General features: G+C 66.6%; 14 protein-coding genes. 10 read left to right on the forward strand and 4 right to left on the reverse strand.

What is annotated here, in order from left to right; all coding sequences use genetic code 11:
- Nucleotides 1–400: 400 nt before the first annotated feature.
- Nucleotides 401–1,666 carry an SGNH/GDSL hydrolase family protein gene (locus ACV22Z_RS30925; protein ID WP_448080126.1) on the reverse strand — a complete coding sequence of 422 codons (1,266 nt, stop codon included), beginning with the start codon at nt 1,664–1,666 and terminating at the stop codon, nt 401–403.
- A 201-nt stretch (nt 1,667–1,867) separates the two neighbouring features.
- On the opposite strand from ACV22Z_RS30925, the gene paaA reads away from it, so the two are divergent.
- The 8 genes from paaA to ACV22Z_RS30965 all read left to right on the forward strand — a co-directional run bounded on the left by paaA (nt 1,868) and on the right by ACV22Z_RS30965 (nt 8,303).
- Nucleotides 1,868–2,866: a 1,2-phenylacetyl-CoA epoxidase subunit PaaA gene (paaA, locus tag ACV22Z_RS30930; protein WP_448080047.1), complete on the forward strand. Its 999-nt coding sequence runs from the start codon at nt 1,868–1,870 to the stop codon at nt 2,864–2,866.
- 107 nt (nt 2,867–2,973) lie between these two features.
- A complete protein-coding gene (gene paaB / locus ACV22Z_RS30935; RefSeq protein ID WP_010092957.1) occupies nt 2,974–3,258 on the forward strand; it encodes a 1,2-phenylacetyl-CoA epoxidase subunit PaaB in 285 nt (94 codons plus the stop codon).
- Between the two features lie 11 nt (nt 3,259–3,269).
- The gene (paaC, locus tag ACV22Z_RS30940) at nt 3,270–4,073 is read left to right on the forward strand and encodes a 1,2-phenylacetyl-CoA epoxidase subunit PaaC (RefSeq protein ID WP_448080048.1); all 804 of its coding nucleotides are present in this window, start codon (nt 3,270–3,272) and stop codon (nt 4,071–4,073) included.
- A 25-nt stretch (nt 4,074–4,098) separates the two neighbouring features.
- Nucleotides 4,099–4,656, forward strand: a complete 558-nt coding sequence (paaD, locus tag ACV22Z_RS30945) for a 1,2-phenylacetyl-CoA epoxidase subunit PaaD (RefSeq protein ID WP_448080049.1) — start codon at nt 4,099–4,101, stop codon at nt 4,654–4,656.
- 121 nt (nt 4,657–4,777) lie between these two features.
- Nucleotides 4,778–5,842 (forward strand): 1,2-phenylacetyl-CoA epoxidase subunit PaaE, encoded by a 1,065-nt coding sequence (paaE, locus tag ACV22Z_RS30950; protein WP_448080127.1) that lies wholly within the window; start codon nt 4,778–4,780, stop codon nt 5,840–5,842.
- Nucleotides 5,843–5,992: 150 nt separating this feature from the next.
- Nucleotides 5,993–6,802, forward strand: coding sequence for a DUF1835 domain-containing protein (locus ACV22Z_RS30955; RefSeq protein WP_448080050.1), 810 nt, complete (start codon nt 5,993–5,995; stop codon nt 6,800–6,802).
- Between the two features lie 13 nt (nt 6,803–6,815).
- On the forward strand, nt 6,816–7,421 hold the full coding sequence (locus tag ACV22Z_RS30960; RefSeq protein ID WP_448080051.1) for a TetR/AcrR family transcriptional regulator: 606 nt from the start codon (nt 6,816–6,818) through the stop codon (nt 7,419–7,421).
- Between the two features lie 234 nt (nt 7,422–7,655).
- Nucleotides 7,656–8,303 (forward strand): GNAT family N-acetyltransferase, encoded by a 648-nt coding sequence (locus tag ACV22Z_RS30965; RefSeq protein WP_448080052.1) that lies wholly within the window; start codon nt 7,656–7,658, stop codon nt 8,301–8,303.
- A 287-nt stretch (nt 8,304–8,590) separates the two neighbouring features.
- On the opposite strand, the gene ACV22Z_RS30970 is transcribed toward ACV22Z_RS30965, so the two are convergent.
- On the reverse strand, nt 8,591–9,115 hold the full coding sequence (locus tag ACV22Z_RS30970) for an Lrp/AsnC family transcriptional regulator (protein ID WP_448080053.1): 525 nt from the start codon (nt 9,113–9,115) through the stop codon (nt 8,591–8,593).
- A 205-nt stretch (nt 9,116–9,320) separates the two neighbouring features.
- Between ACV22Z_RS30970 and hppD the strand changes: the two genes are divergently transcribed.
- On the forward strand, nt 9,321–10,418 hold the full coding sequence (gene hppD / locus ACV22Z_RS30975; RefSeq protein WP_448080054.1) for a 4-hydroxyphenylpyruvate dioxygenase: 1,098 nt from the start codon (nt 9,321–9,323) through the stop codon (nt 10,416–10,418).
- A 126-nt stretch (nt 10,419–10,544) separates the two neighbouring features.
- Here the strand turns inward: hppD and ACV22Z_RS30980 are convergent, their stop codons facing one another.
- Complete coding sequence (locus tag ACV22Z_RS30980) at nt 10,545–10,739, reverse strand: hypothetical protein (protein ID WP_448080055.1); 195 nt, start codon at nt 10,737–10,739, stop codon at nt 10,545–10,547.
- A 321-nt stretch (nt 10,740–11,060) separates the two neighbouring features.
- On the opposite strand from ACV22Z_RS30980, the gene ACV22Z_RS30985 reads away from it, so the two are divergent.
- A complete protein-coding gene (locus ACV22Z_RS30985) occupies nt 11,061–14,654 on the forward strand; it encodes an indolepyruvate ferredoxin oxidoreductase family protein (protein ID WP_448080056.1) in 3,594 nt (1,197 codons plus the stop codon).
- 172 nt (nt 14,655–14,826) lie between these two features.
- On the opposite strand, the gene ACV22Z_RS30990 is transcribed toward ACV22Z_RS30985, so the two are convergent.
- On the reverse strand, nt 14,827–17,097 hold the full coding sequence (locus ACV22Z_RS30990; protein ID WP_448080057.1) for an NADP-dependent malic enzyme: 2,271 nt from the start codon (nt 17,095–17,097) through the stop codon (nt 14,827–14,829).
- Nucleotides 17,098–17,164: the final 67 nt, after the last annotated feature.

The raw sequence follows: 17,164 nt of genomic DNA on the forward strand, positions 1-17,164 counted from the left end.
CGCGAGAAGAACTTCTTTCTCAGCAGCGCTGCGTTGTCAGCAGCAGAGAAGCGGAATTATGAACGCTGTTTCGCAGTTCGTCAACAACTTTTTTACTACAGCGTTGCGACTGCGGGGTTCATCTTTCTCGGCGACGCCGGCATCCCAAACAAGACACCCACACCGCTTCGCTCCCCCTCTTCCGCCCCGGCGTTGCCGTCAGCGCGAAAGAGGCGTGATTCTAGGCAGCTCCCGCGCCGAGCGCAAGGGGGTTGGTGAAATAAATTTTACAGCTCCCGTGCGCTGCCGCGCACGGGGGCTTTTTGCAGATGTATCGGGCGTCGCTGCACGCGCAGCCGATTCGCGTCCTTCTACATATAGAGGAGCTAGAGAAGCGCGAGAGCGAGTTGCCGATGACGCATCACTTCCCTGCTACCGCCGCCTGCAGCCGCTCGACCGGAACAGCCTCGGCCATCGCGGCATAGCCCGCATCACTCGGGTGAATACCGTCGCCGCTATCGTAGCGACGCTGCAGGGCACTCGGGCGCGCCGGGTCGCGCAGCGCCTGATCGAAATCGACCACGCCGTCGAACGCGCCACCACCCCGGATCCAGCGGTTCACCTCCAGCCGCAGCGCTTCGCGCCCGGCGGGCAGCGCCGCCGGCGTTAGTGTCGCGCCGAAGACCTTCACCCCCTGGCGATGCGCAGCGTCGATCAGCCGCCGATAACCGCCGATCAGCGATTCCGCCGTGACCTGCGTATGCGGGTTGTCGCAGTCGAGGCCGGCACGAGGCGGCATCGCCGCGAAGTTGATGTCATTGATGCCGATCAGCAGGATCACGGCCTTTACACCGGAGCGCGCCAGCGCGTCCCGCTCGAAACGGGACTGGAGCGCGGTGCCGTAGCACGCCGAATCGCTAAGCAGCCGGTTGCCGCTGATCCCGAGATTCACCACGCCGAGCGCATCCGCGCCCGACGCGCCCAGCCGGCGTGCGAGCGCGTCCGGCCAGCGGCTATTCCGATTCAGGCTCGAGCGCAGCCCGTCCGTGATCGAATCGCCGATCGCGGCAACGCTCGCCCGCGCCGCACCACCCTCGACTGCCAGTTCGGTGACCCACGCGTATTGGGTAAAGCGGGTCCGGAACGCGGCAGCTCTCGCGTCTTTCGTGTAATCGCCCGCCGCCGACACATAGTTCAGCTGGTTCGATACCCGATGCCACACCGTCATCCGCTGACTGGCGCCCATATAGAGAGACACGGCATACGGCCGCCCGGCCGCCACGTCGATCGCGACCGGGTCGCTCTCGATCTCCTGACCCGGCGCCAACGCGATCGACGCCTTGCCGCCGAATCGGATCGGCGCTGCAGCACCATCCGCCAGCGCGGCGCCGTCAGCCGCCCGGGCGAGGCTCGCCGACTCGATCACCAGCGGTGCGCGTCCATACGCGTTGCTCACGCGAATACGCGCCGCCCGCCCGGCGACCGTCGGATAAACGACCTGACGCACAGTCCTGCCGGCCACGTCGGGCGCACGGTAAAGCGGCGGCGGCGCAGCCAGGTCGGGAATCGGCTGCAACGCGGTCGCCCACGCGGCGACCCATTCCGCAGACGCGGCCACAGCTCCGGGCGGCGACAGGAGAACGGACGCACCCAGCACGGCCGCGGCAAGACTGCTTCTAAATGACATCGGCAAAATCCTCATCGGAAAGCGGGCATTGTGCCGCAGAAGCGCACGCGCTCCGCATGCCACCAGCTCCGTCCCCGTAAAACGGCCGGGCATTCTCCTCTCGTTTACCCGCATCACTTGCCGAATCGCCAAAATAATTTATTAACCGACCGGTCGGTTGGCTTATACTGCGCACACATTCAACCGGACGAGAGTCTCGCCATGTACACGCAATCCCTCGACATCCCCGGCAACGTCGCCCCGCTCGACGCCGCAGCCGAGTCACCCGAGCAGGCGCGGTTCGACGCGGTCATGGCCGCGGACGGCAAGATCGAGCCGCAGGACTGGATGCCCGACGCCTATCGCAAGACGCTGATCCGCCAGATTTCGCAGCACGCGCATTCGGAAGTCGTCGGCATGCTGCCGGAAGGCAACTGGATCTCGCGCGCGCCGAGCCTCAAGCGCAAGGCGATCCTGCTCGCGAAGGTGCAGGACGAAGCGGGTCACGGCCTCTATCTGTACAGCGCGGCCGAAACGCTCGGCGTGTCGCGCGACTCGCTGATCGACGCGCTGCTTGCCGGCAAGGCCAAGTATTCGAGCATCTTCAACTACCCGACGCCGACTTGGGCCGACGTCGGCGTGATCGGCTGGCTCGTCGACGGCGCCGCGATCATGAACCAGATCCCGCTGTGCCGCTGCACGTACGGCCCGTATGCGCGCGCGATGATCCGCGTGTGCAAGGAAGAGTCGTTCCACCAGCGTCAGGGCTTCGACGCGCTGATGTCGATGATGAAGGGCAGCGACGCGCAGCGCGCGATGGTCCAGCAGGCCGTGAACCGCTGGTGGTGGCCGGTGCTGATGATGTTCGGTCCGAGCGACGCCGATTCCGTGCATAGCAACCAGTCGGCCAAGTGGGGCATCAAGCGGATCACGAACGACGACCTGCGGCAGAAGTTCGTCGACGCGACGGTCGACCAGGCGAAGGTGCTCGGCGTGACGCTGCCCGACCCCGACCTGAAGTGGAACGAGGCGCGCGGCCACCACGACTACGGCACGATCGACTGGGAAGAATTCTGGCGCGTCGTCAACGGCGACGGCCCGTGCAACAAGGAGCGCCTCGCGACCCGCGTGAAGGCGCACGACGACGGCGCATGGGTGCGAGAAGCCGCGCTCGCGCACGAAGCGAAGCGTCGCGCGCGCGCCGAACAACACGCCGCCTGAGCGGCACGCGCCGGCGGCGCCCTGCGGCGCCGGCACACATCGAATTCAACATTGCATGGGACTGGAGCGGGCGCCGAAGCGCCTGCTCTGGCCGACAGGAGAAAGTGATGAACAAGGAATGGCCGATCTGGGAAGTGTTCGTGCGCAGCAAGCAGGGCCTCGACCACAAGCATTGCGGCAGCCTGCACGCGGCCGACGCGTCGATGGCGCTGCGCATGGCGCGCGACGTCTACACGCGCCGCCAGGAAGGCGTGAGCATCTGGGTGGTGCCGTCGTCGGCGATCACCGCGTCGGATCCGAACGAGAAGGCCGAGCTGTTCGAGCCGGCGGGCGACAAGATCTACCGTCACCCGACGTTCTACACGCTGCCCGACGAAGTCAACCACATGTAACGGCCCGCGCCATGACGATCACGCCCGAACACCTCTCCTACGTGCTGCGCCTCGCGGACAACGCGCTGATCCTCGGTCAGCGCAACGCCGAATGGTGCGGCCACGGTCCGATTCTCGAAGAAGACATCGCGCTCACCAACATGAGCCTCGACCTCATCGGCCAGGCGCGCATGCTGTACACGCACGCGGCCGACCTCGAGCGCCAGCTCAACGGCGCGGCGAAGACCGAGAACGATTACGCGTACTTCCGCACCGAGCGCGAGTTCGCGAACTTCACGCTCGCCGAACTGCCGCACTATGGCCCGGTGTCCGGCACCGCGCACGCCGACAAGGACTACGCGGTGACGATCGTGCGCAATTTCCTGTACACGATGCTGATGCTGCATGTATGGACCGCGCTCGAAACGTCGGAAGACGCGACGCTCGCCGCGATCGCCGCGAAATCGGTGAAGGAAACCCGCTATCACGTGCATCACGCACGCGAATGGCTCGTGCGCCTCGGCGACGGCACCGACGAATCACATCGCCGCGCGCAGGCTGCGCTCGACTATCTGATCCCGTACACGCGCGAATTCTTCGCGGCGGACCCGGTCGACGACGCGGTCGCCGCACGGCGCGTCGGCCCGGCGCCGGCGTCGCTCGAAGCGGCGTGGCGCGCGGACGTCGACGAAGCGCTCGCCGAAGCCACGCTCGTGCTGCCGGCGCCCGTGCAGCACATCACGACCGGCAAGCAGGGCGAGCACTCGGAACATATGGGCTACCTGCTCGCCGAAATGCAGAGCCTCGCGCGCCAGCACCCCGGCGCGACCTGGTAACGCGACGACTCACCGGAGCCCCACGATGTCCGTCCCGACCGCCGCGCCCCGCGCCACCGCCCCGCACCATGCCGATCCGCTGCTCGCGCGCGCGTGGGAAGTGCTGGAAGCGGTGCCCGATCCCGAAATCCCCGTCGTGTCGATCCGCGAGCTGGGCATCCTGCGCGACGTCCGGCGTGCGGACGACGGCCAGCTCGAGGTCGTGATCACGCCGACTTACTCGGGCTGTCCGGCGATGTCGCAGATCGCCGAGGACATCGCCGCCGCGATGCAGCAGGCCGACCTGCCGCCGCACCGGATCGAGACGGTGCTCGCGCCGGCGTGGACGACCGACTGGATCACGCAGGAAGCGCGCGACAAGCTGCGCGCGTACGGCATCGCGCCGCCGGTCGGCCAGTGCGGCAGCGCCGCGCCACGTGAAAACGTCGTGCGCTTCATGCCGCGGCCGGTCGCGGCGCCCGTCTGCCCGCGCTGCGGCTCCGCGCGCACCGAGCGCCTCGCGCAATTCGCGTCGACGGCCTGCAAGGCGCTTTATCGCTGCGTCGACTGCCGCGAACCCTTCGACTACTTCAAACCTTACTGAGATGAAACAACCCCCACGCTCACTTTGTTCGCTTGGGGGGGCGCAGCCCCCCCATCCCCCGGAAGCAGATCCATCGCTCGGGGCGGCCCGGCGGGGGTCGACGACCCCGCAATTTCATCCGCTGCGTATCCGCGACGTGCGGCCCGAGACCGCCGACGCCGTGACCGTCTCGTTCGAGATCCCGCCCGAGCTGCGCGACGCGTACCGCTTCACGCAAGGCCAGTTCGTCACGCTGAAAACCCACATCGACGGCGAAGAAACGCGCCGCTCGTACTCGATCTGCGTCGGCACGACCGACTACGACCGCGACGGCGAATTGCGCATCGGCATCAAGCGCGTGCGTGGCGGGCGCTTCTCGAACTTCGCGTTCGACACGCTGAAGCCCGGCCACACGATCGACGTGATGACGCCGGACGGCCGCTTCTTCACGCACCTGAACGCTGAGCACGGCAAGCAGTACGTCGCGTTCTCCGGCGGCTCGGGCATCACGCCCGTGCTCGCGATCGTGAAGACGACGCTCGAGCTCGAGCCGCGCAGCACGTTCACGCTGATCTACGGGAACCGCAGCGTCGACGCGATCATGTTCGCGGAGGAGCTCGAGGACCTGAAGAACCGCTACATGAACCGCTTCGTGCTGTATCACGTGCTGTCCGACGATATCCAGGACGTCGAGCTGTTCAACGGCGTGCTCGACCAGGCGAAGTGCGCGGCGTTCCTCGACACGCTGATGCCGGCCGACGCGATCGACGAGGCGTTCATCTGCGGCCCCGCGCCGATGATGGATGCGGCGGAAGCCGCGCTGAAGGCGGCCGGCTTGCCGCAGGCGAAGATCCATGTCGAGCGCTTCGGCACGCCGCTGCCGCAGGCCGGCGTGCCGGTGGTCGAGATCACCGACGACACGCCCGCCGCCGACCTCGAGATCGTCCTCGACGGCAAGAAGCGCAAGCTGCGCCTGCCGTACGAAGGCGTGAGCCTGCTCGACGTCGGCCTGCGCGCCGGACTCTCGCTGCCGTACGCGTGCAAGGGCGGCGTGTGCTGCACGTGCCGCGCGAAGGTGCTCGAGGGCGAAGTGCGGATGGAGAAGAACTACACGCTCGAGGAGCAGGAGGTGAAGGACGGTTTCGTGCTCACCTGCCAGTGCCACCCGGTCAGCGACAAGGTCGTGGTCAGCTACGACGAGCGCTGAGCGTCGTCGCGCCGGTCCGCACGCTGTCCCGCGCCGACCGGCCTAACGGTTTCTCGCGTCACACATCTCGCTTACACTAGGGGCCGCCCGCCGGCCGGACCATCCTGCGTCCGGCCGGCCGGCGGTTTTTCCTTTGTTGACGACAGGCCGATGAGTACCATTCACGTGATTCAGGGCGGCACCGCCGCCGCGTCGCTCAGCGAAGCGCTCGCGGAAGCCGGACGCGACGAGCGCGTCGTCGGATTGCTCGACGACCTCGCCGTCGGGCCCCTCAAGGGCGTCGACGAGACGCCGGAAGTCCGCGCCGCATTCTGGCAGCGCGTGCTCGGCGACCAGATCCCCGACTGGAAGGCGGAAGTCGAGCGCGAATTCGCGCGCCTCGACCTGCTCGCGATGGACACCGGCCAGGTGGTCGTCTGGCACGCGCCGAGCGTCGGCGACAAGCTGCTGCTGCGGCGCGTCGCCTACCATCTGCGCAACGTGCCGCAGCGCCTGAACGAGGTGCGGCTGTCGGAGGCCGATCTCGGCGCCGCATCGCCGCGCGCCGACCACGCATGCGCGACCGGCATGTTCTCGCCGGCACAACTGCGCGCGAAGCGGCCGGAAGCCGCGCCGATCTCGGTGCTGCGCATCGGCCGGCTCGCGCTTGAATGGCAGGAGGCCAAGCACCTCGATGCCGAACTCCGCTATTGGGTCAGCAATACGATCAAGAGCGGCCACTATGCCGATCTCGACGCGCAGATCCTCGCGCACGCGGACGGCGACTGGCTGCCGGCGCAACGTCTTGCCGGCAGCGTGATGGCCGGCGCCGATCGCGGCGGCCTGTTCGTCAGCGATTCGATCGCGCTGTGGCGGTGCCGCGAACTGGCCGTCGCCGGCCGCCTCGAGCTGCAGGACGACACCGTCGACCTTCATTCCACGCAGGTGCGCGCGGCCCGCGCCGCCGCGCCGCACCGTTAATCCGCATTCGACCATGGCCCGCACCCGAGCCCCCGATCACGAATCCCAGCGCGAGCAGATCCTCGATCTCGCCGCCGAAAAGTTCGCGCAGACGAGCTACCCGAGCACGTCGATGTCCGATCTCGCCACCGCGAGCGGCACGTCGAAGGCACGCCTCTACCACTATTACGAGAGCAAGGAAGCGATCCTGTTCGACCTGCTCGACCGCTACACGAAGCGGCTGATGCTGATCATCGCCGAGGTCGAAGGCACGAGCCAGCGGCGCGGCCTCACCGAGCGCGAGGCGTTCGCCGAGCTGGTGCGCGCGTTCCTCACCGAATACGAGACGTCGCACAGCCGCCATGTCGCGCTGCTCAACGACGTGAAATACCTCGAGGACGCGCAACGCGAGATCGTCCTCGACCGCCAGCGCGACATCGTCGCGGCCTTTGCGCGCCAGCTCGCCCGTGCGTATCCGGAGCACATCTCGAAGGAGAACCAGACGTCGGTGACGATGATGGTGTTCGGGATGATCAACTGGACCTTCACGTGGCTCAAGCCTGGCGGGCGCCTCGGCTACCGGGACTTCGCCGAGCAGGTGATCGGCATGATCGAGCGGGGGCTGTCTTCGCCGGCCTGATTGCGGCGGAGCAGCATGCGTTGCGCGATGGAAACACTGCGTCAGGCTGCCGCGCTTTTCATATGACCAATTTTAAAATCATTAAAAATCAGAGGCTTGCACGCAAAATTAAGCACCTTTAGAATTTCCCCTCGAAATCGCATTCGGGTTTTCCCCAATCCGGAGGCCTGCGGTCGGGTACAATGCTGCTGCGTTGCACAACCCGCTGTACGGTCACACATTGAGGAACCCACGATGAACACGCATATTCACGGCCATGCCGATGTCGTCGGCACCGCCGGTGCTGCGCCGGTTCTCGTCAGGGAACTGGCTTCCAAAGACCGTGAGCAGATGCTCACCCACTTTCTCTCGCTCGACGAAGAGGACCGCCTGCTGCGCTTCGGCCAGATGGTGCCCGACCACGTGATCGAGAACTACGTCCGCACGATCGACTTCGGCCGCGACACCGTATTCGGTGTGTTCGACCATGAGCTCGAGCTGATCGGCGTCGGCCACCTGGCCTACCTGCCGGCCGAAGGCGACAAGCGCACCGCCGAATTCGGCGTGTCGGTGCTCGAAAGCGCGCGCGGCCGCGGCGTCGGCACGAAGCTGTTCGAGCGCGCGGCGATCCGCAGCCGCAACACGCACGTGACGATGCTGTACATGCATTGCCTGTCGCGCAACGCGACGATGATGCACATCGCGAAGAAGTCCGGGATGCGGATCGAGTATGCGTACGGCGAAGCCGATGCGTACCTGTCGCTGCAGCCCGCCGACCACTCGACGATCATCGCCGAGATGCTGCAGGAACAGGCCGCGGTGTTCGACTACGCGATGAAGCGCCAGGCGCGCCGCACGTCGAAGTTCATCGAATCGCTGATGCCCGTCGCGCTGACGGCGTAACACCGGCCTGAAACCGGCCGATCGGGCCGCGTCCGCCCGGGCCACGAGCCCGCGCGGCGCGCCCGGTTCCTTCGCGGGACTGCCCGCAACCTCCCCGCCGTTCACGACCGTCGATCCCGCCGCATGTCAGGCGCATGTCAGGCTCATGTCAGGCGCATGTCAGGCGCACGTCGACGCCGTCGTTGCGTCGTTGCGTCGTTGCGTCGTTGCGTCGTTGCGTCGTTGCGTCGTTGCGTGCCGCAAGTGTGCGCGCACCTTCCACCCCGCCGCCCGTGCCCCACCACACGCTACCGCGTCGTGCGGATCGGCAGCGCGGTCGTTTCCTTGAAGCATTCGAGCGAGAAACTCGTCTTCACGTCGATCACCGACGGATGGTGCAGCAGTTGCTCCTGCACGAAACGCGAGAAATGCGCCATGTCCTCGACCTGCACCCGCAGCAGGTAATCCATGTCGCCCGTCATCGCATGACAGGCCACCACTTCCGGCCACGCCTGCACCGCCGCGCGGAACAGCTCCGCATGGGTCGCACCGGCGCGCGCCGACGTCTCGTCGACGCGAACCGGCGCGAGCCCGCCCCGCTTCTCGAGCCGCACGCTCACGTACGCGAGCAGGTCGAGCCCGAGCTTCTGCGGATCCAAAAGCGCGACGTAGCCGGTGATCACGCCGATCTCCTCGAGGCGCCGGATCCGCCGCAGGCACGGGCTCGGCGACAGGTTCACCCGTTCGGCGATCTCCTGGTTCGACAGGCGCCCGTTCTCCTGAAGAATCGCGAGAATCCGCCGGTCGATGGCATCCAATTCGACCTGCGCCATCTTCTGCCTCCAACACGTAAATTTGAGACTGTAAATTGCGCCATCGTAGTCACGCGCAATCAAGTTCGCAAGTTTCCGCTCCGCCTCGACCGCTACACTTTGTCGCACGCACTGATTCATCGCGCGCGTCGCGGCGCGCTTCACCCTCGGCATGGAACCGGAGTGCGCGCGCAAGCGCCGACGCCGGTCGATATTGGAGACATACATGCAGATCCCCACCTGGGACAATCCCGTCGGCACCGACGGCTTCGAATTCATCGAATACACCGCGCCGGACCCGAAGGCGCTCGGCCAGCTGTTCGAACGGATGGGCTTCACCGCGATCGCGCGCCATCGTCACAAGGACGTGACGGTGTACCGCCAGGGCGACATCAACTTCATCATCAACGCCGAGCCGGACTCGTTCGCGCAGCGCTTCGCGCGCCTGCACGGCCCGTCGATCTGCGCGATCGCATTCCGCGTGCAGGACGCCGCGAAGGCCTACAAGCACGCGCTCGAACTCGGCGCATGGGGCTTCGACAACAAGACGGGCCCGATGGAGCTGAACATTCCGGCGATCAAGGGCATCGGCGATTCGCTGATCTACTTCGTCGACCGCTGGCGCGGCAAGAACGGCGCGCAGCCGGGCGCGATCGGCGACATCAGCATCTATGACGTCGACTTCGAGCCGATCCCGGGCGCGAACCCGAACCCGGTCGGCCACGGCCTCACGTACATCGACCACCTGACGCACAACGTGCACCGCGGCCGCATGCAGGAATGGGCGGAGTTCTACGAGCGCCTGTTCAATTTCCGCGAAGTGCGCTACTTCGACATCGAGGGCAAGGTCACCGGCGTGAAGTCGAAGGCGATGACGTCGCCGTGCGGCAAGATCCGCATTCCGATCAACGAGGAAGGCTCGGAGACGGCCGGCCAGATCCAGGAATACCTCGACGCGTATCACGGCGAAGGCATCCAGCACATCGCGCTCGGCGCATCGGACATCTATCGCGCGGTCGACGGCCTGCGCGCCAAGGAAGTGAAGCTGCTCGACACGATCGACACGTATTACGAACTCGTCGACCGCCGCGTGCCGAACCACGGCGAGCCGCTCGACGAGCTCAAGAAGCGCAAGATCCTGATCGACGGCGCACGCGACGATCTGCTGCTGCAGATCTTCACCGAAAACCAGATCGGGCCGATCTTCTTCGAGATCATCCAGCGCAAAGGCAACCAGGGCTTCGGCGAAGGCAACTTCAAGGCGCTGTTCGAATCGATCGAACTCGACCAGATCCGCCGCGGCGTCGTGCAGGACAAAGCCTGACGGACAAGCGCTGACGCAGGTCACGGACGCACCGCCCGCGCGGGTGTCCGGTCAATGAAAAAAGGCGGGAATCGAAAGATTCCCGCCCTTTTTGCGTTGGTGCGGCCGGACGGCCACACGATCGAATCAACGCGCGTTCGCCCCCGGCGCGGCCACGCGCGCGTACGACGGCTGTGCGACGGCGTGCTGCGCCGGCGCGATCTGGCGCATCCGCGCGCCGGCTGCCGCCAGTGCACTCGCACCTTGCGCATGCACCGGGCCGGTCATCGCGAAGAACGCGGCGGACACGATCAGGAAACTCTGGATATGACGTGTGTTCATTGGCACCTCCATTTGAACTGCCGGCGCCTCCCCGCTTTCGTCATGACAATCGACGCCAGCGGGCACCTCCGGCAGGCCGCATAGATTAATTCCAGTTGCTCGACGAAGTGAGCGGCTTTACATGCTTTTACATGCTGTAACGCGTCATTCCTTCTCATCGCGCGGTGCCACCCGGCAATTCTGACGATAAGCGGCGGGTTTATCCCAGTGCTACCATCGGCGAAAACCGGCCAATATGCCGGCCACTGCCGACGCGTCCACAAGATGCCGACGCGATCGAAGTTTTGGTGATCCCAAACTGTGGGTGGAGGAGACTGATCAATGAATGCCCCGCTAGACGCAGGCCAACGCGCGTCGCTGGAAGCCGCGCTGAAGTCCGTCACGCTTGACGACAAATACACGCTCGAACGTGGCCGCGCGTACATGAGCGGCATCCAGGCCCTCGTGCGCCTGCCGATGCTCCAGCAGGAACGCGACCGCGCCGCCGGCCTGAACACCGCCGGCTTCATCTCCGGTTATCGCGGCTCCCCGCTCGGCGGTCTCGACCAGTCGCTGTGGAAGGCCAAGAAGCACCTGTCCGCCCACCAGATCGTTTTCCAGCCCGGCCTCAACGAAGACCTCGCCGCCACCGCCGTATGGGGCTCGCAGCAGGTGAACCTGTTCCCCGGCGCGAAGCACGACGGCGTGTTCGGCATGTGGTACGGCAAGGGTCCGGGCGTCGACCGCACCGGCGACGTGTTCAAGCATGCGAACTCGGCCGGCTCGTCGCAGCACGGCGGCGTGCTCGTGCTCGCCGGCGACGACCACGCGGCGAAATCGTCGACGCTCGCGCACCAGTCCGAACACATCTTCAAGGCCTGCGGCCTGCCGGTGCTGTTCCCGTCGAACGTGCAGGAATACCTCGACTTCGGCCTGCACGGCTGGGCGATGAGCCGCTATTCGGGCCTGTGGGTCGCGCTCAAGTGCGTGACCGACGTCGTCGAATCGTCGGCATCGGTCGACATCGACCCGCATCGCACCGAGATCGTGCTGCCGACCGACTTCATCATGCCGGACGGCGGCCTGAACATCCGCTGGCCCGATCCGCCGCTCGTGCAGGAAGCGCGCCTGCTCGACTACAAGTGGTACGCGGCGCTCGCCTACGTGCGCGCGAACAAGCTCGACCGCATCGAGATCGATTCGCCGCATGCGCGCTTCGGCATCATGACGGGCGGCAAGGCGTACCTCGACGTCCGCCAGGCGCTGACCGATCTCGGCCTCGACGACGAAACCTGCGCGCGCATCGGCATCCGCCTGTACAAGGTCGGCTGCGTGTGGCCGCTCGAAGCGCAGGGCGCGCAGGCATTCGCGCGCGGCCTCGACGAAATCCTCGTCGTCGAGGAAAAGCGTCAGATCCTCGAATACGCGATCAAGGAAGAGCTGTACAACTGGCCCGACACGCAGCGCCCGCGCGTGTTCGGCAAGTTCGACGAGAAGGACGGCGCCGGCGGCGAATGGTCGGTGCCGATGGGCAACTGGCTGCTGCCCGCGCACTACGAGCTGTCGCCCGCGATCATCGCGAAGGCGATCGCGACGCGCCTCGACAAGTTCGAGCTGCCGTCCGACGTGCGCGCGCGCATCGCCGCGCGGCTCGCGGTGATCCACGCGAAGGAAACCGCGCTCGCGAAGCCGCACGTGACGGCCGAGCGCAAGCCGTGGTTCTGCTCGGGCTGCCCGCACAACACGTCGACCAACGTGCCGGAAGGCTCGCGCGCGATCGCCGGGATCGGCTGCCACTACATGACCGTGTGGATGGACCGCAGCACGAGCACGTTCAGCCAGATGGGCGGCGAAGGCGTGCCGTGGATCGGCCAGGCGCCGTTCACGAACGAGAAGCACGTGTTCGCGAACCTCGGCGACGGCACCTACTTCCACTCGGGCCTGCTTGCGGTGCGCGCGGCGATCTCGTCGAAGGCGAACATCACCTACAAGATCCTGTACAACGACGCGGTCGCGATGACGGGCGGCCAGCCGGTCGACGGCGTGCTGACCGTGCCGCAGATCACGCACCAGCTCGCGTCCGAAGGCGCGAAGAAGATCGTGATCGTCACCGACGAACCGGAGAAATACGACGACACGAAGTCGCTGCTCGCGCCGGGCGTCACGATCCATCACCGCGACCAGCTCGACGACGTGCAGCGCGAGCTGCGCGAGATCGAAGGCACGACGATCCTCGTCTACGACCAGACCTGCGCGACCGAGAAGCGCCGCCGCCGCAAGCGCGGCACGTATCCGGACCCGGCCAAGCGCGTCGTGATCAACGACGCGGTGTGCGAAGGCTGCGGCGACTGCTCGGTGCAGTCGAACTGCCTGTCCGTCGAGCCGCTGGAAACCGAATTCGGCACGAAGCGCCAGATCAACCAGTCGAGCTGCAACAAGGACTTCTCGTGCGTGAAGGGCTTCTGCCCGAGCTTCGTGACGGTCGAAGGCGGCCAGCTGAAGAAGCCGAAGGCCGTGTCGGTCGACGGCAGCACGCTCCCGCCGATCCCCGAACCGGCGCTGCCGGCGATCGACCGCGCGTACGGCGTGCTCGTCACGGGCGTCGGCGGCACGGGCGTCGTCACGATCGGCGCGCTGCTCGGCATGGCCGCGCACCTCGAAAACAAGGGCGTGACCGTGCTCGACGTCACCGGCCTCGCGCAGAAGGGCGGCGCCGTGATGAGCCACGTGCAGATCTCGCACGCGCCGACCGACATCCACGCGACGCGGATCGCGATGGGCGAGGCGGACCTCGTGATCGGCTGCGACGCGCTCGTCACGGCCGGCGACGAATGCACGTCGCGGATGCGGCACGACGCGACGCGCGTGGTCGTCAACAGCGCGAAGACGCCGACCGCCGAGTTCATCAAGAACCCGAACTGGTCGTTCCCGGGCCTGTCCGCGGAGCAGGACATCCGCGCGGCGGCAGGTGATGCGGTCGATGTCGTCGACGCGAACCGCTTCGCGGTCGCGCTGCTCGGCGACGCGATCTACACGAACCCGTTCGTGCTCGGCTACGCGTGGCAGAAGGGCTGGCTGCCGCTCACGCTCGCGTCGCTCGAACGCGCGATCGAGCTGAACGCCGTGTCGGTCGACAAGAACCGAGCGGCCTTCGACTGGGGCCGCCGCGCCGCCCACGATCTCGCGAGCGTGCAGCAGGCCGCGGCCGGCGATGCGCGTGCCGCGCAGGCCGGCGCAACGGTGATCGCGCTGCACACGAAGAAGTCGGTCGACGCGCTGATCGCGAAACGCGTCGAGTTCCTGACCGCGTACCAGAACGCCGCGTATGCGTCGCGCTATGCAGCCTTCGTCGACAAGGTGCGCACCGCCGAGCGTGCGCTGGCGGACGGCGATACCGCGCAGGAACCGCTGACCGAGGCGGTCGCGCGCAACCTGTTCAAGCTGATGGCGTACAAGGACGAATACGAGGTCGCGCGGCTGCAATCCGATCCGGCGTTCCTCGCCCGCGTGTCCGCGCAATTCGAAGGCGACTGGAAGCTCAAGTTCCACCTCGCGCCGCCGCTGTTCGCGAAGAAGGACGCGCACGGCCATCTGGTGAAGAAGGCGTACGGCCCGTGGATGATGTCCGCGTTCCGGATGCTCGCGAAGCTGAAGGTCCTGCGCGGCACGGGGCTCGATCCGTTCGGCCGTACCGACGAGCGCCGCACCGAGCGCGCGCTGATCGGCGAGTACGAGGCGCTGGTCGGCGAGCTGGTCGGCAAGCTGAACGCCGCGAACCGCCCGCTCGCGCTCGAACTGGCGGCGCTGCCGGACGGCATCCGCGGCTACGGCCACGTGAAGGAGAACAACCTGCGCGCGGTACGCCAGAAGTGGAACACGCTGCTCGCGCAGTGGCGTTCGCCGACGGGCGGCCAGAGCCGGCAGCAGGTCGCGTGACGGGTTGCCGGGCCGGCGGCGCGCTCGCGGTTCGCGCCGGCCGACGCGACAAGGTGGCACAGCACGCGGCCCAATAACCGGCTCGCCATGAAAAAACGCCACGGAACGCAAGTTCCGTGGCGTTTTGTTTTGCACCGCGCGAGCCGCGCGGCGCGCCGTCAGCGCGAACGCGTTACTTCGTGTTCACGTTCGCGGCAGCGACAGCCGTCATGTTGATGATCCGGCGCACGGTCGCGGCCGGCGTCAGGATGTGGACCGGCTTCGCCGCGCCGAGCAGGAACGGGCCGACCGTCACGCCTTCGCCGCCGACCATCTTCAGCAGGTTGTACGCGATGTTCGCCGCTTCCACGTTCGGCATGATCAGCAGGTTCGCTTCGCCCGTCAGCGTCGTGCCCGGGAACGCGGCCTTGCGGACCACTTCGGACAGCGCCGCGTCGCCGTGCATTTCACCGTCGACTTCGAGGTGCGGTGCGCGCGCGACGATCTGCTTGCGGGCCTCGGCCATGCGGCGCGACGACGCCGACGGCGCGCTGCCGAAGTTCGAGTTCGACAGCAGCGCGGCCTTCGGCGTGATGCCGAAGCGCTCGATCTCGGCCGCGGCCTGGATCGTCATGTCGGCGAGCTGTTCGGCGCTCGGCTCTTCGTTCACGTACGTGTCGCACAGGAACAGGTTGCGGCCCGGCAGCATCAGCAGGTTCATCGCCGCGTAGTGCTCGGCGCCCTTCGCGCGGCCCAGCACCTGCTCGATGAACTTCAGGTGGCTGTGGTACGTGTCGATCATCCCGCAGATCATGCCGTCCGCGTCGCCCAGGTGGACGAGCATCGCGCCGATCAACGTGTTGAACTTGCGCAGCGCCGCCTTCGCGACTTCCGGCGTCACGCCGTCGCGCGCGCCGATCTCGTGGTACGCCGCCCAGTACTGGTGATAGCGGGTGTCGTCTTCCGGATTGACGATCTCGAAGTCGACGCCGGCCTTCAGCTTCGAGCCGATCTTCTGCAGACGCATTTCGACGACCGACGGACGGCCGACGATGACCGGCTTCGCGATCTTCTCCTGCAGCACGAACTGTGCGGCGCGCAGCACGCGCTCGTCCTCGCCCTCGGCGAACACGATGCGGGCCTGCTTCTTCTTCGCAGTCGCGAACACCGGGCGCATCACCATGCCGGTGCGGTAGACGGTCGCGCCGAGCTGCTCGCGATACGCGTCCATGTCCAGGATCGGGCGCGTCGCGACGCCCGAATCCATCGCGGCTTGCGCGACAGCCGGCGCGATCTTGATGATCAGGCGCGGATCGAACGGCTTCGGAATCAGGTATTCCGGGCCGAATTCGAGCGAATGGCCTTCATACGCCTTCGCGACTTCCTCGCTCTGGTCGGTTTCCTCGGCCAGCTCGGCAATCGCGCGCACGCACGCGAGCTTCATCTCTTCCGTGATCGTCGTCGCGCCGACGTCGAGCGCGCCGCGGAAGATGAACGGGAAGCACAGCACGTTGTTGACCTGGTTCGGGTAGTCCGAACGGCCGGTCGCGATGATCACGTCCGGGCGCGCAGCCTTCGCGTCTTCCGGGCGGATTTCCGGTTCCGGGTTCGCGAGCGCGAGGATCAGCGGACGGGTGCCCATCGCCTTGACCATGTCCTGCTTCAGCACGCCGGCGCTCGAGCAGCCGAGAAACACGTCCGCGCCGACGATCGCATCGCCGAGCGTGCGCGCGTCGGTCGTCACGGCGTAACGCTGCTTCGACGGATCGAGGTTGCCGCGGCCTTCGTAGATCACGCCCTTCGAGTCGCACACGAGCACGTTCGCCTTGTTCAGGCCGAGCTTCACGAGCAGGTCGAGACACGCGATCGCCGCCGCGCCCGCGCCCGAGCACACGAGCTTCACTTCACCGATCGTCTTGCCGACCACCTTCAGGCCGTTCAGGATCGCGGCCGACGCGATGATCGCGGTGCCGTGCTGGTCGTCGTGGAAGACGGGGATCTTCATCCGCTCGCGCAGCTTCTGCTCGATGTAGAAGCATTCCGGCGCCTTGATGTCCTCGAGGTTGATGCCGCCGAGCGTCGGCTCGAGCATCGCGATCGCGTCGACGAGCTTGTCGGGGTCCGACTCCGACAGTTCGATGTCGAACACGTCGATGCCCGCGAATTTCTTGAACAGGCAACCCTTGCCTTCCATCACCGGCTTCGCGGCCAGCGGGCCGATGTTGCCGAGGCCCAGCACCGCCGTGCCGTTCGTGATGACGCCGACCAGGTTGCCGCGCGACGTGTACTTCTGCGCATCGAGCGGATCCGCGTGGATCGCCTCGCACGCGGCCGCGACGCCCGGCGAATACGCGAGCGACAGGTCGAGCTGGTTCGACAGCGGCTTGGTCGGCGTGACCGAAATCTTGCCGGGTTTCGGGTTCTGGTGATAGGCGAGGGCTGCCTGCTTCAGTTGTTCGTCCATGATTGACCTGCGAGAGACATGCGAAAGAGAAATGCGAGTGCTCAGTACGCAGCACCTTGAGCCGCGT

This window comes from Burkholderia sp. PU8-34, from assembly GCF_053427725.1.